Here is a 21,316-nt window from a genome sequence, read left to right as displayed (position 1 = left end):
TGTAGACCAAGCATTATAGTCTAATTTTACCAGTTAAGTTGTGTAAGTCCCACTAGACAGTGCAAAGTTCTTTGAATGACTATTGCTAGCTAAGGCTTTCAGCAACTCAAGCTTAGAAACTCTGCATTCAGACCTGTAGATGCTGTAAGCTTTTTCCAGTAATACTTTGAGTCAGATAAGCAAATCGTTTTTTAGAATAACTTTGTACTCTCCAGTTATTGAAGCAGGCTATAATTAGGGAGATTTTGTCTGGTGAAGTGATAATTATGGCCTTGGATATCAAGTATATAAGAGCAAACCTTGACCACTATATACAGAATAGCACAAATAAATTTTAAATCAATCCTTTGGTGAAAATTTTTTCGGCTATTATAAGGATATAAGGGAATTTCATCTCAGTCACGTATATCAGGTATAATATTTGTGGGCAATATAACTCCACTGAAAATTATGAAATAAAGTGTCAAGTCTTCTAATTTAATTTAGCCGGAGGTACTGATAACTGATAACTGATAACTGATAACTGAATTTCCTAACCTCCAGTCAGAGAATTTTTAATTAATTCAATTCCACCCTTGACAACCTCATAACCAAAAACCACAATTAGTCCACTTAAAGTCGCCCCCATTACACAAAGCACCAACCCACCCAAACTAATAGCACCATCATCATCTAACAAACCAAAACCAGTAACAAAAATCCCGATCGCTGGTAAAGTATTAGTACCCGGAATAGGAATCATCATCGAAATAGCCATCAGAGCGATCGCGCAACCAATCACAATTCTACCAACAAAACTCGTACAAATATAACTCAATCGAGGACGAGATATCAACTCAATTTTCTGTAACCAAGGAATACCTTTTTTCAAAACACCTTGTACTTTCTCAAGAGAAATTGAATGAGTTAACCAACTCTTAGGCAACCAAGGAGTTTTAGAACCAACTATTAGTTGAACTGCCAATAAAAGTAATAAAATTCCAAAGGGAATAGAGTAACCAGGAGCAGGTACAGGCAAAGCAGAAGGTAGAGACAAAATCACGAATAAAAAGCCAAAAATTCTCTCTCCTGCTAAATCAATAATATCTCCCAAGGTAACTTTAGAAGCACATTCTTCATCAAAAAAATATCGTTGTAATTCTACAGATAATTTAGCCACTGATTTATCTTAAAATAATAGAAATTTTGAAGAAATTAAAAGTATAGAACTTATTATGATGTCTGGATAATAAGTGATAAAAAAGTTTTTGTTTGTAGTAGGAATTTAACTTTAAAATAGACATTTCAGTTACTCAAGCCCTACTAAAAGCTGTAATTATAACTATTCAACCCAAAATAATATTACACAAATAAACCCGATTGGTATGAAAAATTTGTAGTTTTCACCATAGATATCTAGGAGCATAACCGACTTTTACAGGAGGCTAACTGATAAATGAAATGACAGTTTAGATAGAGGAAATTTATTTCTTAGCTTCTACCACAAGAAAGAAATAATATCCTCAAAATATTTGACCAAAAAATAAAGTCAATAGCTTCCACTTTTAAGGGGATGAAAGAAAATAAACTTCAGTAGTAGGTACTGATAACTGTTAACTGATAACTGAAATAACCCCAGATAAAATTATGGTTGTTTTACCAATATTTTACTCGAGGTTTTTCAAGCTAAACAAAGTCCAAAATTATCAAAGGGATAGGAATTAAGATTTAACTCAATTCTTATCCCTTAAAAAATTAATTAGGTACCAACAGTCCAGGAATTCATATATTCAATTTGTTCAGGAGTCAAAGTATCAATACCAATACCCATTGCCTGTAATTTTAAACGAGCAATTTCCTTATCAACTTCCACAGGAATAGAATGTAAACCAGGCTCTAATTTACCTTTATTTGTAACTAAATATTCACAAGCTAATGCTTGGTTAGCAAAACTCATATCCATAACTGCACTAGGATGACCTTCTGCTGCAGCTAAGTTAACTAACCGTCCTTCACCCAATACAATTACAGACTTACCATTCTTGAGTTTATACTGTTGAGTGAAAGGTCGAACTGTCTTCACTTCATCAGCTTTTTTACCCAAAGTTTCCAGGTCAATTTCAATATCAAAGTGACCGGAGTTACAAACGATCGCTCCATCTTTCATCGCATCGAAATGTTCTCCACGAAGAACATGCTTATTACCAGTAACAGTAATAAATAGATCGCCTATAGGAGCAGCTTCTGCCATTGGCATCACCCGGAAACCATCCATGATAGCTTCAATAGCGCGAACTGGATCGATTTCAGTTACAACTACATTTGCACCTAAACCTCTAGCGCGGAGCGCTGCACCTTTACCGCACCATCCATAACCTACAACAACAGTAGTTTTACCTGCTAATAAAACATTAGTAGCACGGATGATACCATCTAAAGTAGATTGACCTGTACCGTAGCGGTTATCAAAGAAGTGTTTGGTGTCTGCATCATTAACATTCATCGCAGGGAAAGTCAACACCCCATCATTAAACATTGCTCGGAGACGAACAATACCTGTAGTAGTTTCTTCAGTGGTACCAATCAGTTCAGGAAGTTGATCTTGTCTATTTTTAACTAGAGTTGCGACAACATCACTACCATCATCAATAATAATATTTGGCCTGTGGTCTAAAGCAATTTCAACGTGGCGCAGATAAGTTTTTTCATCCTCTCCTTTCATGGCAAACACAGAAATACCATAATCAACCACTAGACTAGCAGCTACATCGTCTTGAGTAGATAGAGGGTTACTAGCAATTAATACAGCATCAGCACCAGCATTTTTTAGAGCGATCGCTAAATGAGCAGTTTCGGTTGTAACGTGACAGCAAGCTGCTAATTTAATTCCGCTTAATGGCTTTTCTTTAGCAAAGCGTTCTTGAATTTGGCGTAAAACGGGCATTTCCCTACCTGCCCACTCAATTCTTTGCTTTCCAAGAGGGGCCAGGGATTGGTCTTTAACTTCATGTTTAATTTGGACTGGTGTTGCAACCATTCAGTTATTTCCTTATATATGATAATCTTTCTTAGTTTAACCAATTTTGCAGAACTCGATCAAGAGTGTTAATACGACAAAATTTATTTTGACATTCATACCAAGATGTGTTATTTAAAAACGGGGGTTGGTGAAAAATTCTTCTGGTGAAGGCAGAGAATGGGAAATAGGCAATAGTTTTACTATTAGTTTTTCTGTATTTTTCCCCTCACATTTTGGGCAAAATGTCAGGTTTTTGATCTGAATTTACTAATTTTCTGGCTTTTTTTTCAAGCTTTTGCAACACTTAAATCTATGATATCTATTAGTTATAGAGGCGTTGCATAATCTAGATATGAATTATAAATATTCACCCCAAATACTACTTTTTCCAGTTTCTATTGATTAGAACTAATCCTTACTCCCTACTCCCTACCCCCAAAGATTGAAAATTATACCCGCGCTTCAGCAAGAGCGTTATAGATTTATATCAAGTTCGATAGCATCGGTATTGTAAGGTAAGAGCAAGGAAGAAGGAAGAAGAAAGAATGGTAGAAAAAATGGCCGTAAGAAACTGGAATAGTCTTAGCGATCGCTAGCATGAATATGATGTCATAATTTTTGATTAAGAAAGAAAATAGGTAATATAGCTAAGGTATAGCAGGTCGTTCTCGCTTACAGCCGTTTTGGAGTTTAAGATTTACACCGGGTTAAAACCTGTTGGTGGTTATTTAATATCATCAGGACTTACACAAAGGCACTATATATAGTAGCTCGTGTTGACCCTTAAAGGTTTATATATATTGGCGATCGCCTGAAAAAAAATATCAAAAATTTCCCAATCTTACTCAAATTAATCCCTAATTATTTAGTATACTAGATTAGGGTAGTCCTGCATGGTAATGGTGAGGATATATATTTTTTAATTTCTCCCCATCTCCCTATCTCCCTATCTCCCCATCTCCCCACACTCCCGGTGCTTCCTTTACCATTACTATGCACCACCACCTAGATTAGTATAAAACCAATTATTTATAAATACATTGAATATAAGGGGATGAATTTTAATTATATAAAGTATTGTCAGTATTTAATAAGTAGCCATAAAAATTATACCTTGACCAATCTTGTAAATTAACCGTAGACCGAAAATAAGGAATGGCCTTGGAGACAGGTGCGTTATAAACAGAAATTCCCTATCAGTGATGTTAGGGAATCCCGCCCTGTATTGCAAAAACAGCGTTGGTAGAATGTCACTTAAACAACTCGACACACAAAGCTCAGAGTTGCCCAACTATTAATATCTAGAGCATAATCATCCGTTGATAACCCAGTAGATTGAATATCTGATTGACTAGCACTCTGTAAATCTCGTAAAACTGCTTCTGCTGCTGTTAAAGGATTCAATATTTCTTTAATTAACCGATCGTCTCTAACTTGACGCACCTCTCCATCAAGAGCTGCAATTGTTTCCTTAAATGGTTGATTGCTAGAAAAAATCAGAATTTCTGATAATCCTTCAGGACCTATTACCCTCCATCCAAAAGATTCTGTATCTCCAGGATACTTGCTAATCACCGCAGGCATATTTATACTATCTCCCGGAGAAATAACTAGACCTGTTTGTGAAGGTTGAGTATTATTTCCAAGTTGATTAGATATAGTTGGATCGAGAACAAGAATGCGCCCACTACTGTCTAAAATGAATAACATAAAATAGACTGGACGATCGCCATCATTATATAATCGACATTGAATTCGACTACCAATGGGTAAAGTTAGTAATCCGTCAGAAACTCCAAAGTTACCTACATCTTCTTCTATATTAGTTTGAAATTTTGCTCTATCGCCGATCCCGAAAGTTTCTCGGCGCATAACGCTCTTTGCTTCTGGAGTAACAGTAGCTAAGTTGGCTCTGATTTTAATTTGAGTAGAGTCTTCATTGATAGTTAAACGTAATATCTTAGCTGCCAGCAAAGTTTTCAATTGGGAACTTAACCTTTGTACTGTTACCTTGACTGCTTCTGCTCCTTCTCCTATACTATTGGGTATTAGCACCTGACTTAGAGAAAATAGAGCATAACGACCCTGATACATGGACGGTAGAGGTGCAGAAGGACTTTGAGTAATAGTTGTTTCCCGTACTCGACTAAATACATAATCTGCTGCCTGTGTATTTGCGACTACAGTAACTTGAGGTATTGCTGAAAAAGCACTGGTAGCATCTACCCGCTCAATTCTTGACATATCAAGATCTAGAGCTATCATCAAATCTATAGGTCGAGGCAAAACTCTAATCTTTTCTCGTACCAGCGCTCCTGCCAAAAGTTGAGGATTAGGAGGAGATTTTTGAGCAGGTTTTTGTGTTTGATTGTTGGCATTTTCCTCGCTCTGAAACTGTTGTTGCTGCTTTTCTGATGATTTTCGTGAGCTATCAGTTTCAATGATTATAGAAGCTTTTGCTTTTAAGCCATTTCGATTCCGAATTTGTAGTTGAAAGTTTAAGTCTAAATCTGAATCAGCTAGGGTTGTGAATAGGGAATTAGATCGAACCACATCAAGAATACTAATTGGCAATCCTCCTAACCATAGATTTGCTGTTTTGCCGTTATCTTCTACTGAAGTGACTACACCACTAGCAGGTGGTAATGAAGGACTCAAGAGATTTGGATAACCCATAGCTACTGGAGTTATAGTAGCTACTTTTGTAGATTGAGCAATTTTCTGTTGTTTTGCTTCTTTAAACTCTGGCTGCTGATTAGTTCCAGTTAGTTTTTCTACAGAGCTAGCAGCTTGTGAAAAACTAATTTGTAGTTTGGTTACAGAGGTTGTAGACCATAAAGTTTGGGTAAGAGCATAGGTAAATAGACCGTAGCTTAAACCATTCCAGTCAGTTTCAGTAGCAAATTGACTCTCTTTACTAGCATTAAGAATTACCCCTGGCAGTTGGCTTTCATAAATTTGCTGTTCTCCTAGAATATTTTGTTGATTGCGCAGTTGCGTTTGCATTGCTTTCTCTTTAATATTAATTTGCTCTGTAGTAGAACTAGGTCGAGAGCGAATTCTTAGAGCACCTTGCAAATTTTTACCAGGATATACATAGCTAGTATCTAGTACAGTTATTACTTTTGTTGTGGGAAGCGATCGCAATAATAACCATAGAGTCTCTTCTAGAACATCATTTATTGCTCTACCCTTATCATTGGCAGGTATCCCATCTATTGGTACTAGAGTATTTTGAAATGTTAAATTTGAGGCACTTAACTCATTATGTTCATCCTCATCAATCATCTTACTCACACGACTACCATAACCACTAAAGTGAAATAAAACTAAGTCATCTGGTTTAGCTTGATTAGTTAAATGACTAATAAAAGCTGTTTCTATATTTTCCCTAGTAGCTTGTTTATTTGTGAGAGTGAGAATATCAGCAGGTAAAAAACCAAACCGATGAACTAGCAATTCCCGTTGCATCTCCACATCTGTAACACACCCAGATAGAGGTGCATCTGGATATTCATTAATACCTACTAAAAATGCTAATTTACGTCCTGTAGTTTGAGCTAAGGCTTCTGAATAATGACTTTGGAGACGCCACCACCCTGCTTCATTTATTCCCAATGCTCCTAGGGCCAAGCTAGCCCTTTGCAAAAATTCCCGCCGCTTTAATCCCATTCTTCTTCCTTAATGTCCTACCTTCAAGTAAGAACTTTATATAACAACGTTATTATTAATTTTCTATATAATTGACGCATTCTGCCGTTAATCAATAAGGGCGATCGTGGCAAATTTTAAACACTCACGAGTTTAGTTTCCTGCGTCTTTCTGGTTAGCTCTTAACCAGTTATCTATTTTAAGCAAACTCTATAGAGATAACTTAATGCTTGTGGCAAAATGCCTGCTTCAGTCTCTAATCCGAGTCACTGTCCATCTAACAGTTAGAATAATATTAACTGAGTTAATTGTATAGAACAATTACAGCCATATTCAACAGTTCATTTATAATAGTAAATTCCGCACCCTTTTTAACTGGCTTTGTACCAAAATCAAAGTTTCTTCATCTAACTCTTAGAGGCGGGTTGAAAGCTTACCTTTGAGTAAATGTATAGCTTTTTTAACCCGCCTCCACTTTATAATTATGCCTCACACTTGAGGACTATACCAGAAAAATTTCTGTTAATTTGTCTGAGATGCTTTCATTGCATTAGCCAACTCTGCTGCTACCTCTGGTCGTGAAAATTCCGGTGGTGGTAACTCACCCCGACGTAACATTTCTCGCACTTTTGTCCCTGATAAATGAATTCGTTCTTCTTTTGTACTTGGACTTGTTTTGCTTGTGGCCATACCTTTGGTACGAGTACAGTAGAAAGCGTGTTCAAACTTCATTGGAATGATACCTAACTCTCCGGGTTCAAACTCATCAAAGATATATTGAGCATCATAGGTTCCATAATAATCCCCTACCCCAGCATGATCTCGACCAACAATGAAGTGGGTACAACCATAGTTTTTCCGTACCAAAGCATGAAAAATTGCTTCCCGTGGGCCAGCATAACGCATGGCCGAGGGATTAATGGCCATCATCACCCGGTCTTGAGGAAAGTATTTTTCTAACATAATCTCGTAGCAACGCATCCTGACATCAGCAGGAATGTCATCTGATTTAGTAGCACCCACTAAAGGATGTAGAAATAAACCATCTACTGTCTCTAAAGCACATTTTTGAATATATTCGTGGGCACGGTGGATTGGGTTACGGGTTTGGAAACCAACTACTGTATTCCAACCTTTTTCTAGAAATAGCTTTCTAGACTCGGCTGGATCTATTTGATATTTGGGAAATAATGGGTGAGGATGACGTTCTAATAACCAGACTGGACCTGCCAAGTTAACTGGGCCAGCATCATAGACAACTTTCACTCCTGGATGTTTTTCTTCATCTGTGCGATAAACATTGGTTACCTCATGAGCTTTGTTGTAGCGGAACTTTTGAGTTAATTCTAAAACTCCTGCAAATTCTCCAGAAGGAGAATCTAGACGCACCCAACTTCCTTCTTTGATTGAATCTGCTAATTCTTCTGATACTGATAATGTTACAGGTATACTCCAAGGTAGCCCATTTTTTAGACGCATATCAATGACTACGCTTTCATAGTCATCTGCTTCCATAAAACCATTGAGAGGGCTAAAGCCTCCTATAGCTATCATTTCTAAGTCTGAAAGAGCCCGCTTGTCTAGTTGTATCCGTGGCAAGCTTTCAGCTTTTTCCATGAATTCTTGTCGTTCTGCTGGTGTGGCAATCCGATTAATCAGGTGGCCACCATGTGCTGGTATATTATTTGGATGCTGAGTCAAGGTTATTCCTCTCTATATGTTGACTACAGATAGTTGAGAAAGATTAAGTGTTCTAATCTTTATCCTACATCTTTGAGGTACATCTATCTTCATTTACTTATTAGAAGTAGATAGAGGTTAAGGTAACTGTAGAAGATGCTTTCTTTTTCTTCACTTCTTTAGTGGTAATCATGTCACCGGACTTAATCAAAATTATCTGTAAGGCCCACTTTAGTCATAAATCTTTTTGTTATTGAAAAACTCTAAATATATATTTACTAAATCACAATCTACTAATATAGCATTTCTATTTAAGTTTTGAGAATATTTTTGAGGAAAAAGCAATAGGAAATCAAGTATACACAGATTTGTCTTATAACTACAGCAACTAGCTCTGAGCACAGTAGATAAGACTATAGCAATCTGTGCAGGATTTATAAAAAAGCCAAAATAGATAATCAAGTCTGAAACTCTTACTACTGTTCCCTGATTCTAAGAGATTTTTTACATAACCCAAATAGGACTGCTTATAGATATCAAAAAAATTCCAACTCATACTATGTAAATTTATGTTAAAAATATGCTGTCTTTAATGTAAATAATTTGACAGAAACTGGTTAACTAAATTAGTATTATTTAAATAATATATAAGCTCTTAAACCGCAAAATTTGGTTAGACAAACTATTAGCAATCTTCAATGATGAGTGCTAAAGGTAAGTCATTAAACTTTGACGATCTATCAAGCAACAAATAAAAGTTTTGCATCTGGTTTATAGAGTTGGATAAATTAGCACTCACCTTAAAAGACTGCTAATTTTAACATCACTATAGGAATCCTAAATCAGTTATGAGAATTTGACTTTTTCCTATTTATTTAAAGGATACAATATCTCACAACTAAAAGAGATTGCTATATATAATAATAATTTCACAAATTCTGAGGAGGAAAAGCGTAAATGCGATATACTTTTGAACTTTTAGGTATTTCTCCAGTCCTACATTTTTTTAATCAACAACAAAAACTACAAGCAGAAAATAATTTAAATGTCGAATATTTAGGAAACAATAAGTGTTCCCTAGATGTGTTTCTCAAGTCTGTAGAAACTGCTTCTGCTCATCGTAGTTGGAGAGTAGATAAAGTTGTAGAAACGGTGATTAACTTTTGGATGAATAACGCTGATAGCGTTCAGTATTGGAATTCTCGTTTAAAAGATGCGGGAAAGGATCATCTTTTAGTGGCAAGGGTTGGAGATATTAAGTCTTTACGGCAATCTTTTGAATCATTACTGAATAATTAGGTAATAGATAATAGGAGTAATAATTTCAGACTTTCTATCTATAAATTTGGGAATTTTCTTTATTAAGCTAACTGAGCTACAGCAGGCTGGAGTTTAGATTAATTACAGCTAACCCGAAGCTTACTCAGAGAGAATAGCAACATTGGATAAATTCACTGAAACTCTTTCATTACCCAGAAACCTGGTTATGTGCATAGATGTTTATTGTTCAAACCAAGGATCTCTCGTAATAACTGGGTTTCTTTGTCTAAGTTCTAACTAATTCAAATAACTAGAAATCAGGCTAGCAGAATCGGCATCTAAAAACAATGTTGCCTGAGATTTTTGGTAGTGGATCAGCAAAGTGTGGGATAAGTAATCCATTCATCCCAACTCCAAGGGGCGATATAGCTGCCGCACTTGCTCCGCCAACCCTAATCCAGACCTTTATGTCGCTGTATTTCCCTTGTGACTATGAACCCAAATCCAATTGAAATATCTGACTAACAGCCTTACTGTGGCTTCCGTCTCCTCCCAGACCTTCGCCAATTTATTTTGTCGCCGATGCCAATGGGAGAAAAACCTTATGGTCATTTTCTTGGCTATGGTAGACTTCATTTTTATGATGGTTCTGATAGTTATAATTAATGGCGTTCCATAATCCAAAAATGTTGTTTGGCTGCTTTTAAAATGGCTTCTATTTTTGCCTCATCCAATCTTTCCATAATGGCTTAATTTCTTTTCCGTACTCTAACTTTAATGCCATATTTAGGATGTAGGGAGAATCTAGGATCTATTTCTATAGATTGATTGGGAACTAATTCAATGTGAAACCTTTGTATAATAGCTGCCAAGATTATTGTAGATTCCATCAGAGCTAAATTTTTGCCAATACAGATGTGTTGACCTCCACCAAAGGGGAAAAAAGCAAATTTAGGTCTTTGCTTGACTTTTTCAGGTAGAAATCTATCAGGGTCAAACTCTTCTGGATTATCCCAAAATTCAGGATGCCGAAAAATGAAGTATTGAGCAATATTGAAAATCGTACCTTTGGGAATAAAATATCCTTGAATTTCATCATCTTTTAAGGCTACTCTCGGCATCCCCAAACCGACTGGGTAAAGACGTGAAGATTCATCAAATACGCGACGAGTGTATTCCAGTTGGAACAAATTCTCAACGGTAGGGTAATTTCCATTTAAAACTGTTTCTACTTCATTCTGCATCTGAGCCATACCATCAGGATGGGTTCCTATTAGATACCATGTCCAAGCTAATGCAGTAGCTGTAGTTTCATGTCCCGCATTAATTAACGTAATTACTTCGTCTTGAAGTTGGCGATCGCTCATGCCAATTCCAGTTTCTTCATCTTGAGCAGCTAGAAGCATTGACAGCAAATCATTTTGCTCTGTAGGATTTTGACGACGGGATTTAATAATTTCTAAAACGAGGCGATCGAGTGTTTGTTTTGCTTGACGGAACTCAAGATTTCTGGGAGTAGGTATCCATAGAGGTACTGCCAGTGGGCTATTCATTCGGTAATAGGCATATTCCAAAGCTATTCGCAAAGACTGTCCTAGTTTATCTGTCTTGCCACTGATGTCAATGCTGAATAGGGTGGAACTGACAATTTTTAAGGTAAGACGTGACATTTCGGCTGCAATATCAATAATCTCGTCTTCTGGCTTTTCCGACCATTCAAGGAGAAGTAATTCTACACAGTCAAGGATTATATTATGAAGTTTAACCAATTGCTTTTGATGAAATGCTGGCTGCATTAAGCGTCGCTGTCGAAGCCAAACTTCTCCTTCACTGCTAAAAAGTCCTTGCCCCTGAACTAAGTTCATTGATTTGAGAAATAGATCGGGTTTTCCATATCGTTCCTGATGGCTAGACAAAATATGTTCTGCATAATCTGGATGGCTTGCCAAATTTAAAGTCAATCCTGGCATAATTGGCAGACGTACTAAATCTCCGTATTCTTGCCACATATATCCCAAATATTCAATTGGCTGATGCTGAAGTTGAGAAAGTTGAAACAGTAAATATCTTTTTGGTCCGGGTGGTAAATTTAATTTACTTTTTCTACCAGCTTTAACTGAGGAGATTGGAGATTGAGGCATAAGATATCTCTATGATAATGAATAATGAATATTATAATTAGGGTTTGCTGAAAAAGTCTTTTAGCAGGGGTAGGAGTCAGGAGTCAGGAGTCAGGAGTCAGGAGAAATGGGAATTTAGAGGAGGTAGGAGTAAGAATTGTCCCTTGATTTTTCTGCCATAGTTAGCCCAAAATACTAGCTTTTTGAGCGTTTTCAACTGAAACAGGCGCACTTTTTTCGACCATAAAAAAGCTCAAATTTTTATATATCAATGCTTTGATAATTAATCAGCAAGCCATAATTAATCATTCATTTGTCTGGAGAATTAAGATTTAAGGGTATAAGTTAACTTATAGGCACAGTTTGACTCGAACTGAACGTATACTTCACTGAAAATTGGCCATTATAATACTAAAAACTCATCGCATCGTATAATAAAATTGTACTTTTTTGGGTCTTTTTCTTGACTATGGTAGACTTCATTTTTATGAGAGACAAAATTGATTTTATCAAAGAATGAAAGCAGTTATTTTATTATCAGGGGGATTAGATTCCTCAACGGTTTTGTATCAAGCAAAGGCAGATGGTTGTGAATGTTATGCTATTTCTTTTGATTACCAACAACGCCACCGTCGAGAGTTAGAGTCAGCTAAAAAAATTGCTGATAGTGTGGGTGTCAGAGAACATCATGTTGTGAGTTTTGACTTGAGGTTATGGGGAGGTTCGGCATTAACTGATAATCAAATTGATTTGCCTAGCGATCGCTCGGTTGAGGAAATGTCAGAAAATATTCCTATTACTTATGTTCCGGCACGGAATACTATTTTTCTGAGTTTTGCCCTTGCTTATGCTGAGGTGGTGAATGCGAGTCGGGTTTATATTGGGGTGAATGCTTTAGACTATTCCGGTTATCCTGACTGTCGTCCTGATTATATTCAAGCAATGCAAGAGGTGTTTCGACTGGGAACTAAACAGGGGAGAGAGGGGGAAGCGATCGCTATTGTTGCGCCACTTATTGAGATGAAGAAAACTGAGATTATTCAATTGGGGAATAGTTTAGGGGTGCCTTGGGAAAAAACTTGGTCATGTTATGCGGGTGGAGAGAAACCTTGTGGTGTATGTGATTCTTGTCGGTTGCGGTTGACTGCTTTTGAGGAGTTGGGGTTAATAGATCCGGTGATGTAGAAGTTCAAAGTATTAGTAGGGTGCGTTAATGAAATGTAACGCACCGCCTATCCTAAACATTTTGGTGCGTTACGCTCTTTCCTAAATATTTCGGTACGTTATGCTCTCTCCTAAATATTCTCTTTCTTAAATATTTCGGTGCGTTACGCTTCGCTAACACACCCTACTGGACTGACACACCTTAAATGGTGCAATAAATTTTTAGGAAAAGTCTGAATTTATTAGAGATTAAGTCATTTTTCTAATGCACAGTTTTAGCTGTGTCAGTCTACTACTTTTAGTGCAAAATTGTAGGGTGTGTTAGACGACTTAAATTTAGACTATGAAAGAGATTCAGCAATCCGTCGTAACGCACCATTTTAGCTATCTCACTCCACTACTGAAGCTATACTTGAAATACATCTCTATATTAAACAACCTTATAAAGGAGAAACAAAAATGATACAAGAGCAAATTTTTGAAAAAAGTAGTGGCAATGTATTTGCCGACCTTGATTTGGAGGATGCCGACGAACTTTTTACACGAGGAAAAATAGGTATTCAGGTAATACGTTTGTTGAAACAACGGAATCTTAAACAGGGTGAAATTAGTAAAATTTTGGGTATTTCTCAACCAGAAGTATCTCATTTGATGAATGGAGAATTTCAAAATTTTAGTGAAGGGAAACTACTTAATTTTCTCAAGCGACTTGATATAGAAATTACTTTACACCTTCGTTCTAGTAATGGAGAAAATCAAGATATTGAGACAGCGATCGTTCTTTGATACTTGACAATTAAACAAAGAAATAATCTAATCAAGATTTCTACGATGTGAAAAAAATTATTTCATTTAACTGAAATGACTATTACTAAAACTTTATTAAAACCAGAAAATCCAACCCTATTAATGGGAATTAGATGGGAAACTTATCAAGCATTATTGTTAGATTTAGCAGAAAATCCTAGTAAAAAATTGACATACGACCAAGGTACATTAGAAATTATGACTCCCTTGCCAGAACATGAAATTAATAAAGGTTTTTTAGGACGACTGGTACAAACAACTACAGAAGTATTAGGACTAGAAGTATCAAGTCTTGGTTCGACAACATTAAGTCGAAAAGATTTGGAAAAAGGGATTGAAGCAGATGAATGTTATTACATTACTAATGAGAGATTAGTACGAGGTAAAATTAAGTTTGATTTTAATCACGACCCACCTCCAGATTTAGCAATTGAGATTGATATTAGCAGCAGTTCTTTAGACCATTTAACAATTTATGCTGCTTTAGGTATCGGAGAAATATGGAGATTTGATGGAGAAAAGTTGTTTATTTATTGTTTGGAAGATGGCAGTTATCAGGAGCAAGAAAAGTCAAATGTTTTGCCAATTTTATCTAAGTCAGTTATTTTAAATTTTCTCAGTAGGCGAGGAGAAAAAGGTGAGAATGCTTTACTCCGTGAGTTTCGTGAATGGTTAGAGAATCAGAATATTTTTGAGGGATAGATTCTACATTCTGCACTTCAAAACATCCTATACTATTTTGTTATTGCAAGGAAGGTGGCAAAGTAGTTAGTCTCAATAGTCTCCCAATTATCTTCCTAAAGTAATTATTAGAGGTTTTTATGAATTTAAAATTAGTTAAATCCCTAGCAGAAATCATTAACAGCTTAACCCCAGAAGAAAAAGAGGTTTTGGGGACAATGATTAATTTAGTTCAAGATAATAACCAACCTGAAAATCAGTCTTGGCATGAGTTTATTGAAAACACTTATGGCAGTATTCAAGATGAAACTTTTGTTAGACATTCTCAAGGTGATTTTGAGTAAGTAGAATGATTTGATTTTAGTAACTCATAATGTATGAAACTGATAACTGAAATAATTATGAATAAAACTTTATTAAAACCAGAAAATTCAACCCTATTAATGGGAATTAGATGGGAAACTTATCAAGCATTATTGTTAGATTTAGCAGAAAATCTTAGTCACTCATAATGTTGCTGAATTTCAAAGAATTAGTGAATTAAATAGAGTTGTTGGGAAATAAAAATTGAACAATGCTCAAAAGCTTACTCTATAAGGTTTGCAGGATTTTAGGACTGAAAAATGTTATAAACTTTGAATAATAAGGGTTTGAGCCATTTTTTTAACTTAATTCCCAACAACTCTAATGTAGAAGATTGGGAAGTTTGAGTCAAGTTTTAATGTAATGATAAACGATGAAATACTTATGTGTTTAAAATCTACAGTTTTCTGCGCGAGAGAGTATATATTATTTGCCATATTCCGTAGCTCTCTACTCCTTTCTTAAAAATTAGATATGCTGGAAGATATCCTGTACTAGCTTCATTCAAGTTAAAGGTGAAGTCAGAGTAATATGACCATTCTCCTTCTCTGCGCCAACCTACCTCATCGCCAAAGGCTTCCCATGTTTTTCCATTAGAACTTTTTGTACCACCTAACATCTTATAAATTTTCTTCTGTACAGAAAAACCAAACTTACCATTACTATATCTTACCCAGAGTTTATCAATAGTTTGTAGGTCTGTAGCAGGAAAATTTTTAATTGATTCGGAGTCAAAAGTTATTATGTCGAATCTAAATGAAATTGCATTGATATTAGATGGTTTTTGTGTATCAACTTCTATCATTACTCTAGCAGTTTCTTGGTCTGCCTCTTTCCACTTACCATTAGCGAGGAGGTTGCGGAGTCTGGTATAGTCTACATTTTTGTCAGAAAGTAATTCTATTTCATCATTTTTTGAATCTTCATCTGTCTCTTTTGAACTCAAATTAGCAGCTTTATCTCCTGTAGATTTTGTTTCTTGTTCACCAGAATTTTCAGAATTTCTACCTGATTTTATATTGTCCTGCTTCTGCCAAATTCTTCTCAGAGCTTTTAAAGCTTTTTCATTGGCAGGAGAAACTGCTAAAACGCGAGTCCATAATTGTTCTGCTAATTCTATATTACCCTCATTTTCTGTTTCTAATGCCTCTTCTCTGAGAGTAGCAATATCTTGTTCAGTTGCCTGTTTTTCCAACAATATTAAATGATATTTAGTAGCAGGTTCAACAATAGAATAGGGAGTTTGCCGAGGCTTTCTAAACTGACGATTAATATCAGCCACTCGATAACTTAGACGATTATATAACCTTTCAACAGTGGCACAATTACCTTCACCTTGAATTCTTAAAGATTCTAGTAAAGCATAAGTAAAAGAACCCTGTTGTATTCTTTCATCCTCAATTTCATAAGACCTTTCATTAGGACTACAAGAAAAAAATGTAATTACACCTTTCTGTTTTTCTTCACCTATACCTATACCTTTACCTTTTGAACTTTCCTGACTGCGACAAGCATCCAAGAATAAAATAACATTATCTGCTCCACATCGCCTTAACCTTTCTGTCACAAAATAAAGAGGAATAGCAGTATCTTCTACTCCATCTGGATGAGGGTCAGCATCAGCAGGCATTAAATAATCTCGGTCATTAAAACGCATTCCATGACCGCTATAAAAGAACCAAAAATTATCACCAGCAGATAAAAATTCCTTGTTAAATCTTACTCGTAAAAATCTTTGAAGAGTGCCATAAGTTGGTTGGGAATTAAAAGGTTTACCTGCATCATTAATTGGGGGTGAATTATCCGTAAATAAATAAACTTTCTCAAAACCTGCCTCATTGAGAAAATAATCCCGCATTAATTCAGCATCTCTCTGAGCATATTGAAGAGTTGGCATATTATCGTAATGATTAATTCCAACACAAATAGCCCAATTTCTTGCCATACTTTAAGACTCCTTTCGTACTAATTTTAATTTAATTGCCCCTTTACTTCCTGCTTTTCCACCAATACCAAATAAAGTAACTTGACCTTCCCCATTAATTTCAACTGATAATTCTATTTCTTGTAATTTAACATTAGAAGATTCTCGATCTTTCTGGTCAAATACATCTTCAATAACTTTGAGAAATTCAGACATTTCTCGTTTCAAATCTTCTGCTTTAACCTGAAATCTTTTTCTACTTGATTGGGAAGATTCTTCATAATCAGGTCCCGTATCTACAGAAATTTTTCCTCCAGAAGTTTCTGAATAAGTTTCATCGGCAATAATCCAAATTTTCTTGTCTTCCATAATAATAATTAGTTCTGATATTTAAAGTTTTGGTTATTTTTCAGTGGTTGCCCCTGATATTATTTTCATATTCTAACTCATTAAATTAGAGTAATTGCTTACTATGTAGGTTGGGTTGAGGAGCCGAAATCCAACATATAGGAATTAGGAATGATTTTGATAGAATTTAAGAACGACTAAGATAAATCAAAACCCTTTTATATTCTGACTCCTGTAGGGGCGATTCGCGAATCGCCCCTACGACTCCTAATTAGCACTAAAATCTCACAACTGAAATATGATTACTATATATAGGTTTTTGTTGGGTTGCGCTGGCGCTTAACCCAACCTACAAAAGCTAGGAGTTTTGCCAATTTTTCCCTATTAAACTAACTTTATTTGTAAGCATTTCCGTTCCGGAATGCTGCGCAAACAGCTATTAGCAGTCAGCTCTCAGCTTTTTAATAAATGAAGTAATAATTCGTTTAACCCATACTACATTTTCAATCAGATAATTGAACTACAAGAGCGACGATTTTGATTTTTCAACTCATATAATTAAATCTAATCAAGCTGATAGCTGAAAGTCGGCTTATTTCCTTTATTCCACCACTTTTTTCTCCTGCTCATTTAAACTAATTTTGACATCTTCATCAGATTTTTCTGAATCTTTTGTCAACTCAAAAATTGGTGGCTCTAAGTCAGGAATAGGTACTTCAAACCCTGGTGGTAAAGGTGGAAGTTGTGGCAAACCAGAATTTAATTCTTTAGTCTGCTTCAGCAACTCATTAATACTAACTTCGGGTACAGGCGGTATTTCGGTCACCTTCAATGCTGTCATCAAATTTGCTAAGGCAAATTCAATATGACTATCTGGGTTTTTCGCTACCCATCCATCTTTAGTTAACTGTCGCATTTCAAAATGTAAGTGGGGACCTGTAGACATTCCCGTATTACCAACTCTCCCAATAACTTCACCCTGTTGTACAAACTCTCCTGGTTTCACAAAAATTTCTGATAAGTGACCATAGAGAGTTTCCAATGATTTTCTCTGGTGGTCTAGCACGACAGTCACACCATAACCACCTAACCAGTCAGCGATCGCTACTTGACCTCCATAAGTGGCAACTACTGGGGTTCCGGTTGGTGCGCCTAAGTCTGTTCCCGTGTGAAATTTTTTATAGCCTAATATTGGATGTTCTCTCCAACCAAATAATGAGGTGATGGGTGCTGGAATAGATAGAGGGAATATTAACCGGGTATTACCATTGCCGGGTACTGCGGGAGGTCGCATGGTACGTTTGTAATAAGCTAAACCTGACTGCGACATGGGGTTATGAAATAAACCCTGCACTTGAGCTGGCAATACCGCTGCGACTTCTACTCCTTGAGAAGAGTCTGAGTAGTATGGAGCATAGGAGGTGCTGGAGTAATAACCACTTTGACTGGAGTATGAGTTTGAGTAGTAACTTGTTTGACTATAACCAGAAGAACCTGAATAATAACTATTGTTGGAGGAGTAATAGCTATTATCGTAGGAGGAATTTTGGTAGCTATTTTGAGAATAATAATTTTGCTGAGTTCCACCATTCCAGGAATTATTAGATGAAGTTTGAGCAGGAGCACTCCAATTATTTGTTGCGGTAGTTGCACTCCAGTTATTAGTCTGAGTCGGAGCGCTCCAATTATTATTATTTTCGGCGACAGCACTCCAATTTTTATTACTTGTTGGATATTGAGCAACTTCTCCTGTGGAACGTTCTGAGAAAACTACTGTACTTGGTGCTTCATAACTTTCAGTTGCACCGACTTTGTAATTTGTATCATCTATATAAGCGTTAGTCGAACCATCATAGTAATAAAGTTTCTCAGGTTTTGGTAATGTTAGGGGCGGTAAGTCATTTTTGGGTTTCTTTGAAAGGTTAAGGTTAGTATTTGTCGGAGGTGCTACATACAGACTTTTGGGTAGATAGATAGTATTGTCAGGTTCGGGTTCCGGTTCATAAGTTGGCGCTGGTTGGGAGTAATAAGGTTCCGGTTCATAATAACTTGGTGCTGGTTGAGAATAGTAAGATGGTTCTGGTTCGTAATAAGTTGGTGCTGGTTGAGAATAGTAAGGTTCCGGTTCTGGTTCGTAATAATATGGTTCAGAATAGCTAGGTGAAGCAGAGTAATATGGTTCTGGTTCGTAATATGGCGCGGGTGAATAGGATGGTGTTGGTTCGTAGTAGGGTTGAGAATAATAAGGTTCTGGTTCGTAATATGGGGCGGGTTGATATGATGGTGTTGGTTCGTAGTAGGGTTCTGGTGAATAGGATGGTGCTGAATAGGATGTTTGGGGAGAATAACTATCTACTGGGGCGGGTTGATATGATGGTTCATAGTCATATACTTCTATTTCCAAAACCATCTCGGCTAAAACCATACCTCTACTCAGCATCCCTAAACTAGCTAGACAACAACCTAGCTGCATGAGTGATTTGTGAGTTAGAAGTTTGGTCTGGATCGAATCTTGCTTTTGGTTCTGCTCTGGAGTTGTTTCTTGTGGTTTGGTGTTCAACTCAACTGATTGGTTTTGGTTTTCTAGCGACATTATCTCCTCACACTATTTAGGTTGCTTTTTTTGAACAATTTATACAGTTTAATCAATTTTGACTTTGATAATATTATTTTTTTTGGCTTTATGACTAAAAAATTAGGTCAATAGCCTTCCCTTGGATAGGGTAAGGTCAATTTATTATTACTAGAGAAAAATTTTATCCTTTGAAATCTTGTACATCTTGCTAGAATTAGTTAACCAAAAATACTAGGGTTGTGAATATTCTACGACGACAAAGAATTAGCTCTGCTTGGATGGGGGATGAAAAAAGTAAACTTCAGTATTTCAACCATACGGCTTGAGCCGACAGGGTTAATTTATTGTCACTAGAGAAAAATTGTATCTTTTGAAATCTCTTACATATAAGGCATGTAAGGTTGTAAATATTCTCTCACCACAATGAATTAGCCCTGAGGGGTGAGGAATCACTTTTATTCAGTATAAAATCTCAGCAAAAATATGTTTCTTTATAAAAAAAATAGCTAAAAACTTCTCCCTCTCCCCACACTTCCCACATTTCCCACACCTCTTTTACATCAAAGGTAAAAAAATACCCTTGTAAGCTCCCTTACTCCCCTACTCCCCTACTAATTTGGCCATAGCCCAGACTGATTGTACCTGGTTTTAGATTTATTTCTGAGGAGAATATTTGAGACTGAGTATTTAAGGTCGCTGGGTTTGGGTTAATTTTGACTTTTAACTCCCCACTATTGGTCACTCCTACAACTTCTCCAATACGATCTTCTACTACTACTTCCTGCCCTATATTTATTAGTAGTTGAGTATAGGCGGGTAAAATACTTTCTATTCCTGATTCTGAAAGTTGTTTAATGCCAGAGTCTACTCCATGAAAGACTATTGCAGCTAACATTTCTAGAGAGAATATTTCTGGTTGAGACTGGTTTCTATAATAGCTTTGCAGATTAATGCCTGTGTCTGGCACAGAATTAGCCCAGTTAATTCCAATACCAATTATTGCTTGAGAAATTTTTTTCTTGTTTATTCTGGTTTCTGTGAGGATGCCACCTAATTTTCGATTTTCTAAGATTAAGTCGTTAGGCCACTTAATTTTTACTGGTACACCATAATCTTGCAAATTTGAGGCTATACCCCAAGCTGTGGATAGGGTTAGTTGTGGGGTTTGGGATATTGATATGTTGGGGGCGACTGACATATATAGTCCGCCTATGCTTGATATCCAGTTTCGTCCCCATTGTCCTCGCCCTGCTGTTTGTTGGGTGGCTATGACTATGGTTCCTGGTGATGCTCCTGAGTCAATTAGTTGCCAAAGGGTTTGATTTGTTGAGGGGATGTTAGAAAAAATGTGGAGATGATGGGGAGTTGAGGGGTTGGATATCTGGGATATTCTGGCTCTCTGAATATTTGATAGGGAGTTGATGAATTTTTGTTGATTAAATTGTGACAATTTTTTTTACTCTGCATAAATACATATACCGTTCGGTAAAATCTTGACAGATTCTGCTACCAAAGTTTTCTCTTCATATTGCGTTGCGTATGGAGCAATAGTTATTTCATTCCCTGAAGCACTCCAAGATGGATGTGGAATTTTCCTTCTATTGCGGATAGAGCAATAGTAGTTTCATTCCCTAAAGCACTCCAAGATGGATGTGGAATTTTCCTTCTATTGCGGATAGAGCAATAGTAGTTTCATTCCCTAAAGCACTCCAAGATGGATGTGGAATTTTCCTTCTATTGCGGAT

The 21,316-nt window shown here is 36.4% G+C and carries 14 protein-coding genes; 5 read left to right on the top strand and 9 right to left on the bottom strand.

From position 1 onward, the window contains the following. Nucleotides 1-532: 532 nt before the first annotated feature. The 4 genes from ACP6PM_RS30595 to sat all read right to left on the bottom strand — a co-directional run bounded on the left by ACP6PM_RS30595 (nucleotide 533) and on the right by sat (nucleotide 8,350). Nucleotides 533-1,159 carry an exopolysaccharide biosynthesis protein gene (locus ACP6PM_RS30595; protein ID WP_426590649.1) on the bottom strand — a complete coding sequence of 209 codons (627 nt, stop codon included), beginning with the start codon at nucleotides 1,157-1,159 and terminating at the stop codon, nucleotides 533-535. A 579-nt stretch (nucleotides 1,160-1,738) separates the two neighbouring features. Continuing rightward, nucleotides 1,739-3,016, bottom strand: a complete 1,278-nt coding sequence (gene ahcY / locus ACP6PM_RS30590) for an adenosylhomocysteinase (RefSeq protein ID WP_426590648.1) — start codon at nucleotides 3,014-3,016, stop codon at nucleotides 1,739-1,741. A gap of 1,236 nt (nucleotides 3,017-4,252) precedes the next feature. After that, entirely contained in the window at nucleotides 4,253-6,670 is a 2,418-nt protein-coding gene (locus tag ACP6PM_RS30585) for a caspase family protein (protein WP_426590647.1), read from the bottom strand. 501 nt (nucleotides 6,671-7,171) lie between these two features. Next, nucleotides 7,172-8,350 (bottom strand): sulfate adenylyltransferase, encoded by a 1,179-nt coding sequence (sat, locus tag ACP6PM_RS30580; RefSeq protein WP_426590646.1) that lies wholly within the window; start codon nucleotides 8,348-8,350, stop codon nucleotides 7,172-7,174. A 936-nt stretch (nucleotides 8,351-9,286) separates the two neighbouring features. On the opposite strand from sat, the gene ACP6PM_RS30575 reads away from it, so the two are divergent. Next, nucleotides 9,287-9,628, top strand: a complete 342-nt coding sequence (locus ACP6PM_RS30575) for a hypothetical protein (protein ID WP_426590645.1) — start codon at nucleotides 9,287-9,289, stop codon at nucleotides 9,626-9,628. Between the two features lie 710 nt (nucleotides 9,629-10,338). On the opposite strand, the gene ACP6PM_RS30570 is transcribed toward ACP6PM_RS30575, so the two are convergent. Beyond that, the gene (locus ACP6PM_RS30570) at nucleotides 10,339-11,730 is read right to left on the bottom strand and encodes a cytochrome P450 (protein WP_426590644.1); all 1,392 of its coding nucleotides are present in this window, start codon (nucleotides 11,728-11,730) and stop codon (nucleotides 10,339-10,341) included. A 495-nt stretch (nucleotides 11,731-12,225) separates the two neighbouring features. Here ACP6PM_RS30570 and queC point away from each other — a divergent pair, with 495 nt between their 5' ends. The 4 genes from queC (at nucleotide 12,226) to ACP6PM_RS30550 (ending at nucleotide 14,705) form a co-directional block, all read left to right on the top strand. Then, nucleotides 12,226-12,894 carry a 7-cyano-7-deazaguanine synthase QueC gene (gene queC, locus ACP6PM_RS30565; protein WP_426590643.1) on the top strand — a complete coding sequence of 223 codons (669 nt, stop codon included), beginning with the start codon at nucleotides 12,226-12,228 and terminating at the stop codon, nucleotides 12,892-12,894. A gap of 438 nt (nucleotides 12,895-13,332) precedes the next feature. Beyond that, the gene (locus ACP6PM_RS30560) at nucleotides 13,333-13,659 is read left to right on the top strand and encodes a helix-turn-helix domain-containing protein (protein ID WP_426590642.1); all 327 of its coding nucleotides are present in this window, start codon (nucleotides 13,333-13,335) and stop codon (nucleotides 13,657-13,659) included. A 75-nt stretch (nucleotides 13,660-13,734) separates the two neighbouring features. Then, the gene (locus ACP6PM_RS30555) at nucleotides 13,735-14,382 is read left to right on the top strand and encodes a Uma2 family endonuclease (protein WP_426590641.1); all 648 of its coding nucleotides are present in this window, start codon (nucleotides 13,735-13,737) and stop codon (nucleotides 14,380-14,382) included. A gap of 119 nt (nucleotides 14,383-14,501) precedes the next feature. Next, entirely contained in the window at nucleotides 14,502-14,705 is a 204-nt protein-coding gene (locus ACP6PM_RS30550) for a hypothetical protein (RefSeq protein WP_426590640.1), read from the top strand. Between the two features lie 416 nt (nucleotides 14,706-15,121). On the opposite strand, the gene ACP6PM_RS30545 is transcribed toward ACP6PM_RS30550, so the two are convergent. From ACP6PM_RS30545 to ACP6PM_RS30530, 4 genes are all read right to left on the bottom strand, one after another. After that, a complete protein-coding gene (locus ACP6PM_RS30545; RefSeq protein WP_426590639.1) occupies nucleotides 15,122-16,669 on the bottom strand; it encodes a GUN4 domain-containing protein in 1,548 nt (515 codons plus the stop codon). 3 nt (nucleotides 16,670-16,672) lie between these two features. Beyond that, a complete protein-coding gene (locus tag ACP6PM_RS30540; protein WP_426590638.1) occupies nucleotides 16,673-17,017 on the bottom strand; it encodes a Pepco domain-containing protein in 345 nt (114 codons plus the stop codon). A 580-nt stretch (nucleotides 17,018-17,597) separates the two neighbouring features. Further along, a complete protein-coding gene (locus ACP6PM_RS30535; protein WP_426590637.1) occupies nucleotides 17,598-19,589 on the bottom strand; it encodes a M23 family metallopeptidase in 1,992 nt (663 codons plus the stop codon). Nucleotides 19,590-20,163: 574 nt separating this feature from the next. Further along, the gene (locus ACP6PM_RS30530) at nucleotides 20,164-21,021 is read right to left on the bottom strand and encodes a biotin--[acetyl-CoA-carboxylase] ligase (protein ID WP_426590636.1); all 858 of its coding nucleotides are present in this window, start codon (nucleotides 21,019-21,021) and stop codon (nucleotides 20,164-20,166) included. Nucleotides 21,022-21,316 lie beyond the last annotated feature (295 nt).

The organism is Dapis brunnea BLCC-M229 (assembly GCF_050015995.1).
Classification (GTDB): Bacteria; Cyanobacteriota; Cyanobacteriia; order Cyanobacteriales; family Microcoleaceae; genus Trichodesmium.
This window is presented reverse-complemented; position numbering and strand designations above follow the sequence as displayed.

What these genes read in the sequence shown, in the direction of transcription:
- ahcY (WP_426590648.1), bottom strand. Translation starts at nt 3,016, where the DNA reads ATGGTTGCAACACCAGTCCAAATTAAACATGAAGTTAAAGACCAATCC.
- ACP6PM_RS30560 (WP_426590642.1), top strand. Translation starts at nt 13,333, where the DNA reads ATGATACAAGAGCAAATTTTTGAAAAAAGTAGTGGCAATGTATTTGCC.
- ACP6PM_RS30575 (WP_426590645.1), top strand. Translation starts at nt 9,287, where the DNA reads ATGCGATATACTTTTGAACTTTTAGGTATTTCTCCAGTCCTACATTTT.
- ACP6PM_RS30535 (WP_426590637.1), bottom strand. Translation starts at nt 19,589, where the DNA reads ATGTCGCTAGAAAACCAAAACCAATCAGTTGAGTTGAACACCAAACCA.
- queC (WP_426590643.1), top strand. Translation starts at nt 12,226, where the DNA reads ATGAAAGCAGTTATTTTATTATCAGGGGGATTAGATTCCTCAACGGTT.
- ACP6PM_RS30585 (WP_426590647.1), bottom strand. Translation starts at nt 6,670, where the DNA reads ATGGGATTAAAGCGGCGGGAATTTTTGCAAAGGGCTAGCTTGGCCCTA.
- ACP6PM_RS30550 (WP_426590640.1), top strand. Translation starts at nt 14,502, where the DNA reads ATGAATTTAAAATTAGTTAAATCCCTAGCAGAAATCATTAACAGCTTA.
- ACP6PM_RS30555 (WP_426590641.1), top strand. Translation starts at nt 13,735, where the DNA reads ATGACTATTACTAAAACTTTATTAAAACCAGAAAATCCAACCCTATTA.
- ACP6PM_RS30540 (WP_426590638.1), bottom strand. Translation starts at nt 17,017, where the DNA reads ATGGAAGACAAGAAAATTTGGATTATTGCCGATGAAACTTATTCAGAA.
- ACP6PM_RS30545 (WP_426590639.1), bottom strand. Translation starts at nt 16,669, where the DNA reads ATGGCAAGAAATTGGGCTATTTGTGTTGGAATTAATCATTACGATAAT.
- ACP6PM_RS30570 (WP_426590644.1), bottom strand. Translation starts at nt 11,730, where the DNA reads ATGCCTCAATCTCCAATCTCCTCAGTTAAAGCTGGTAGAAAAAGTAAA.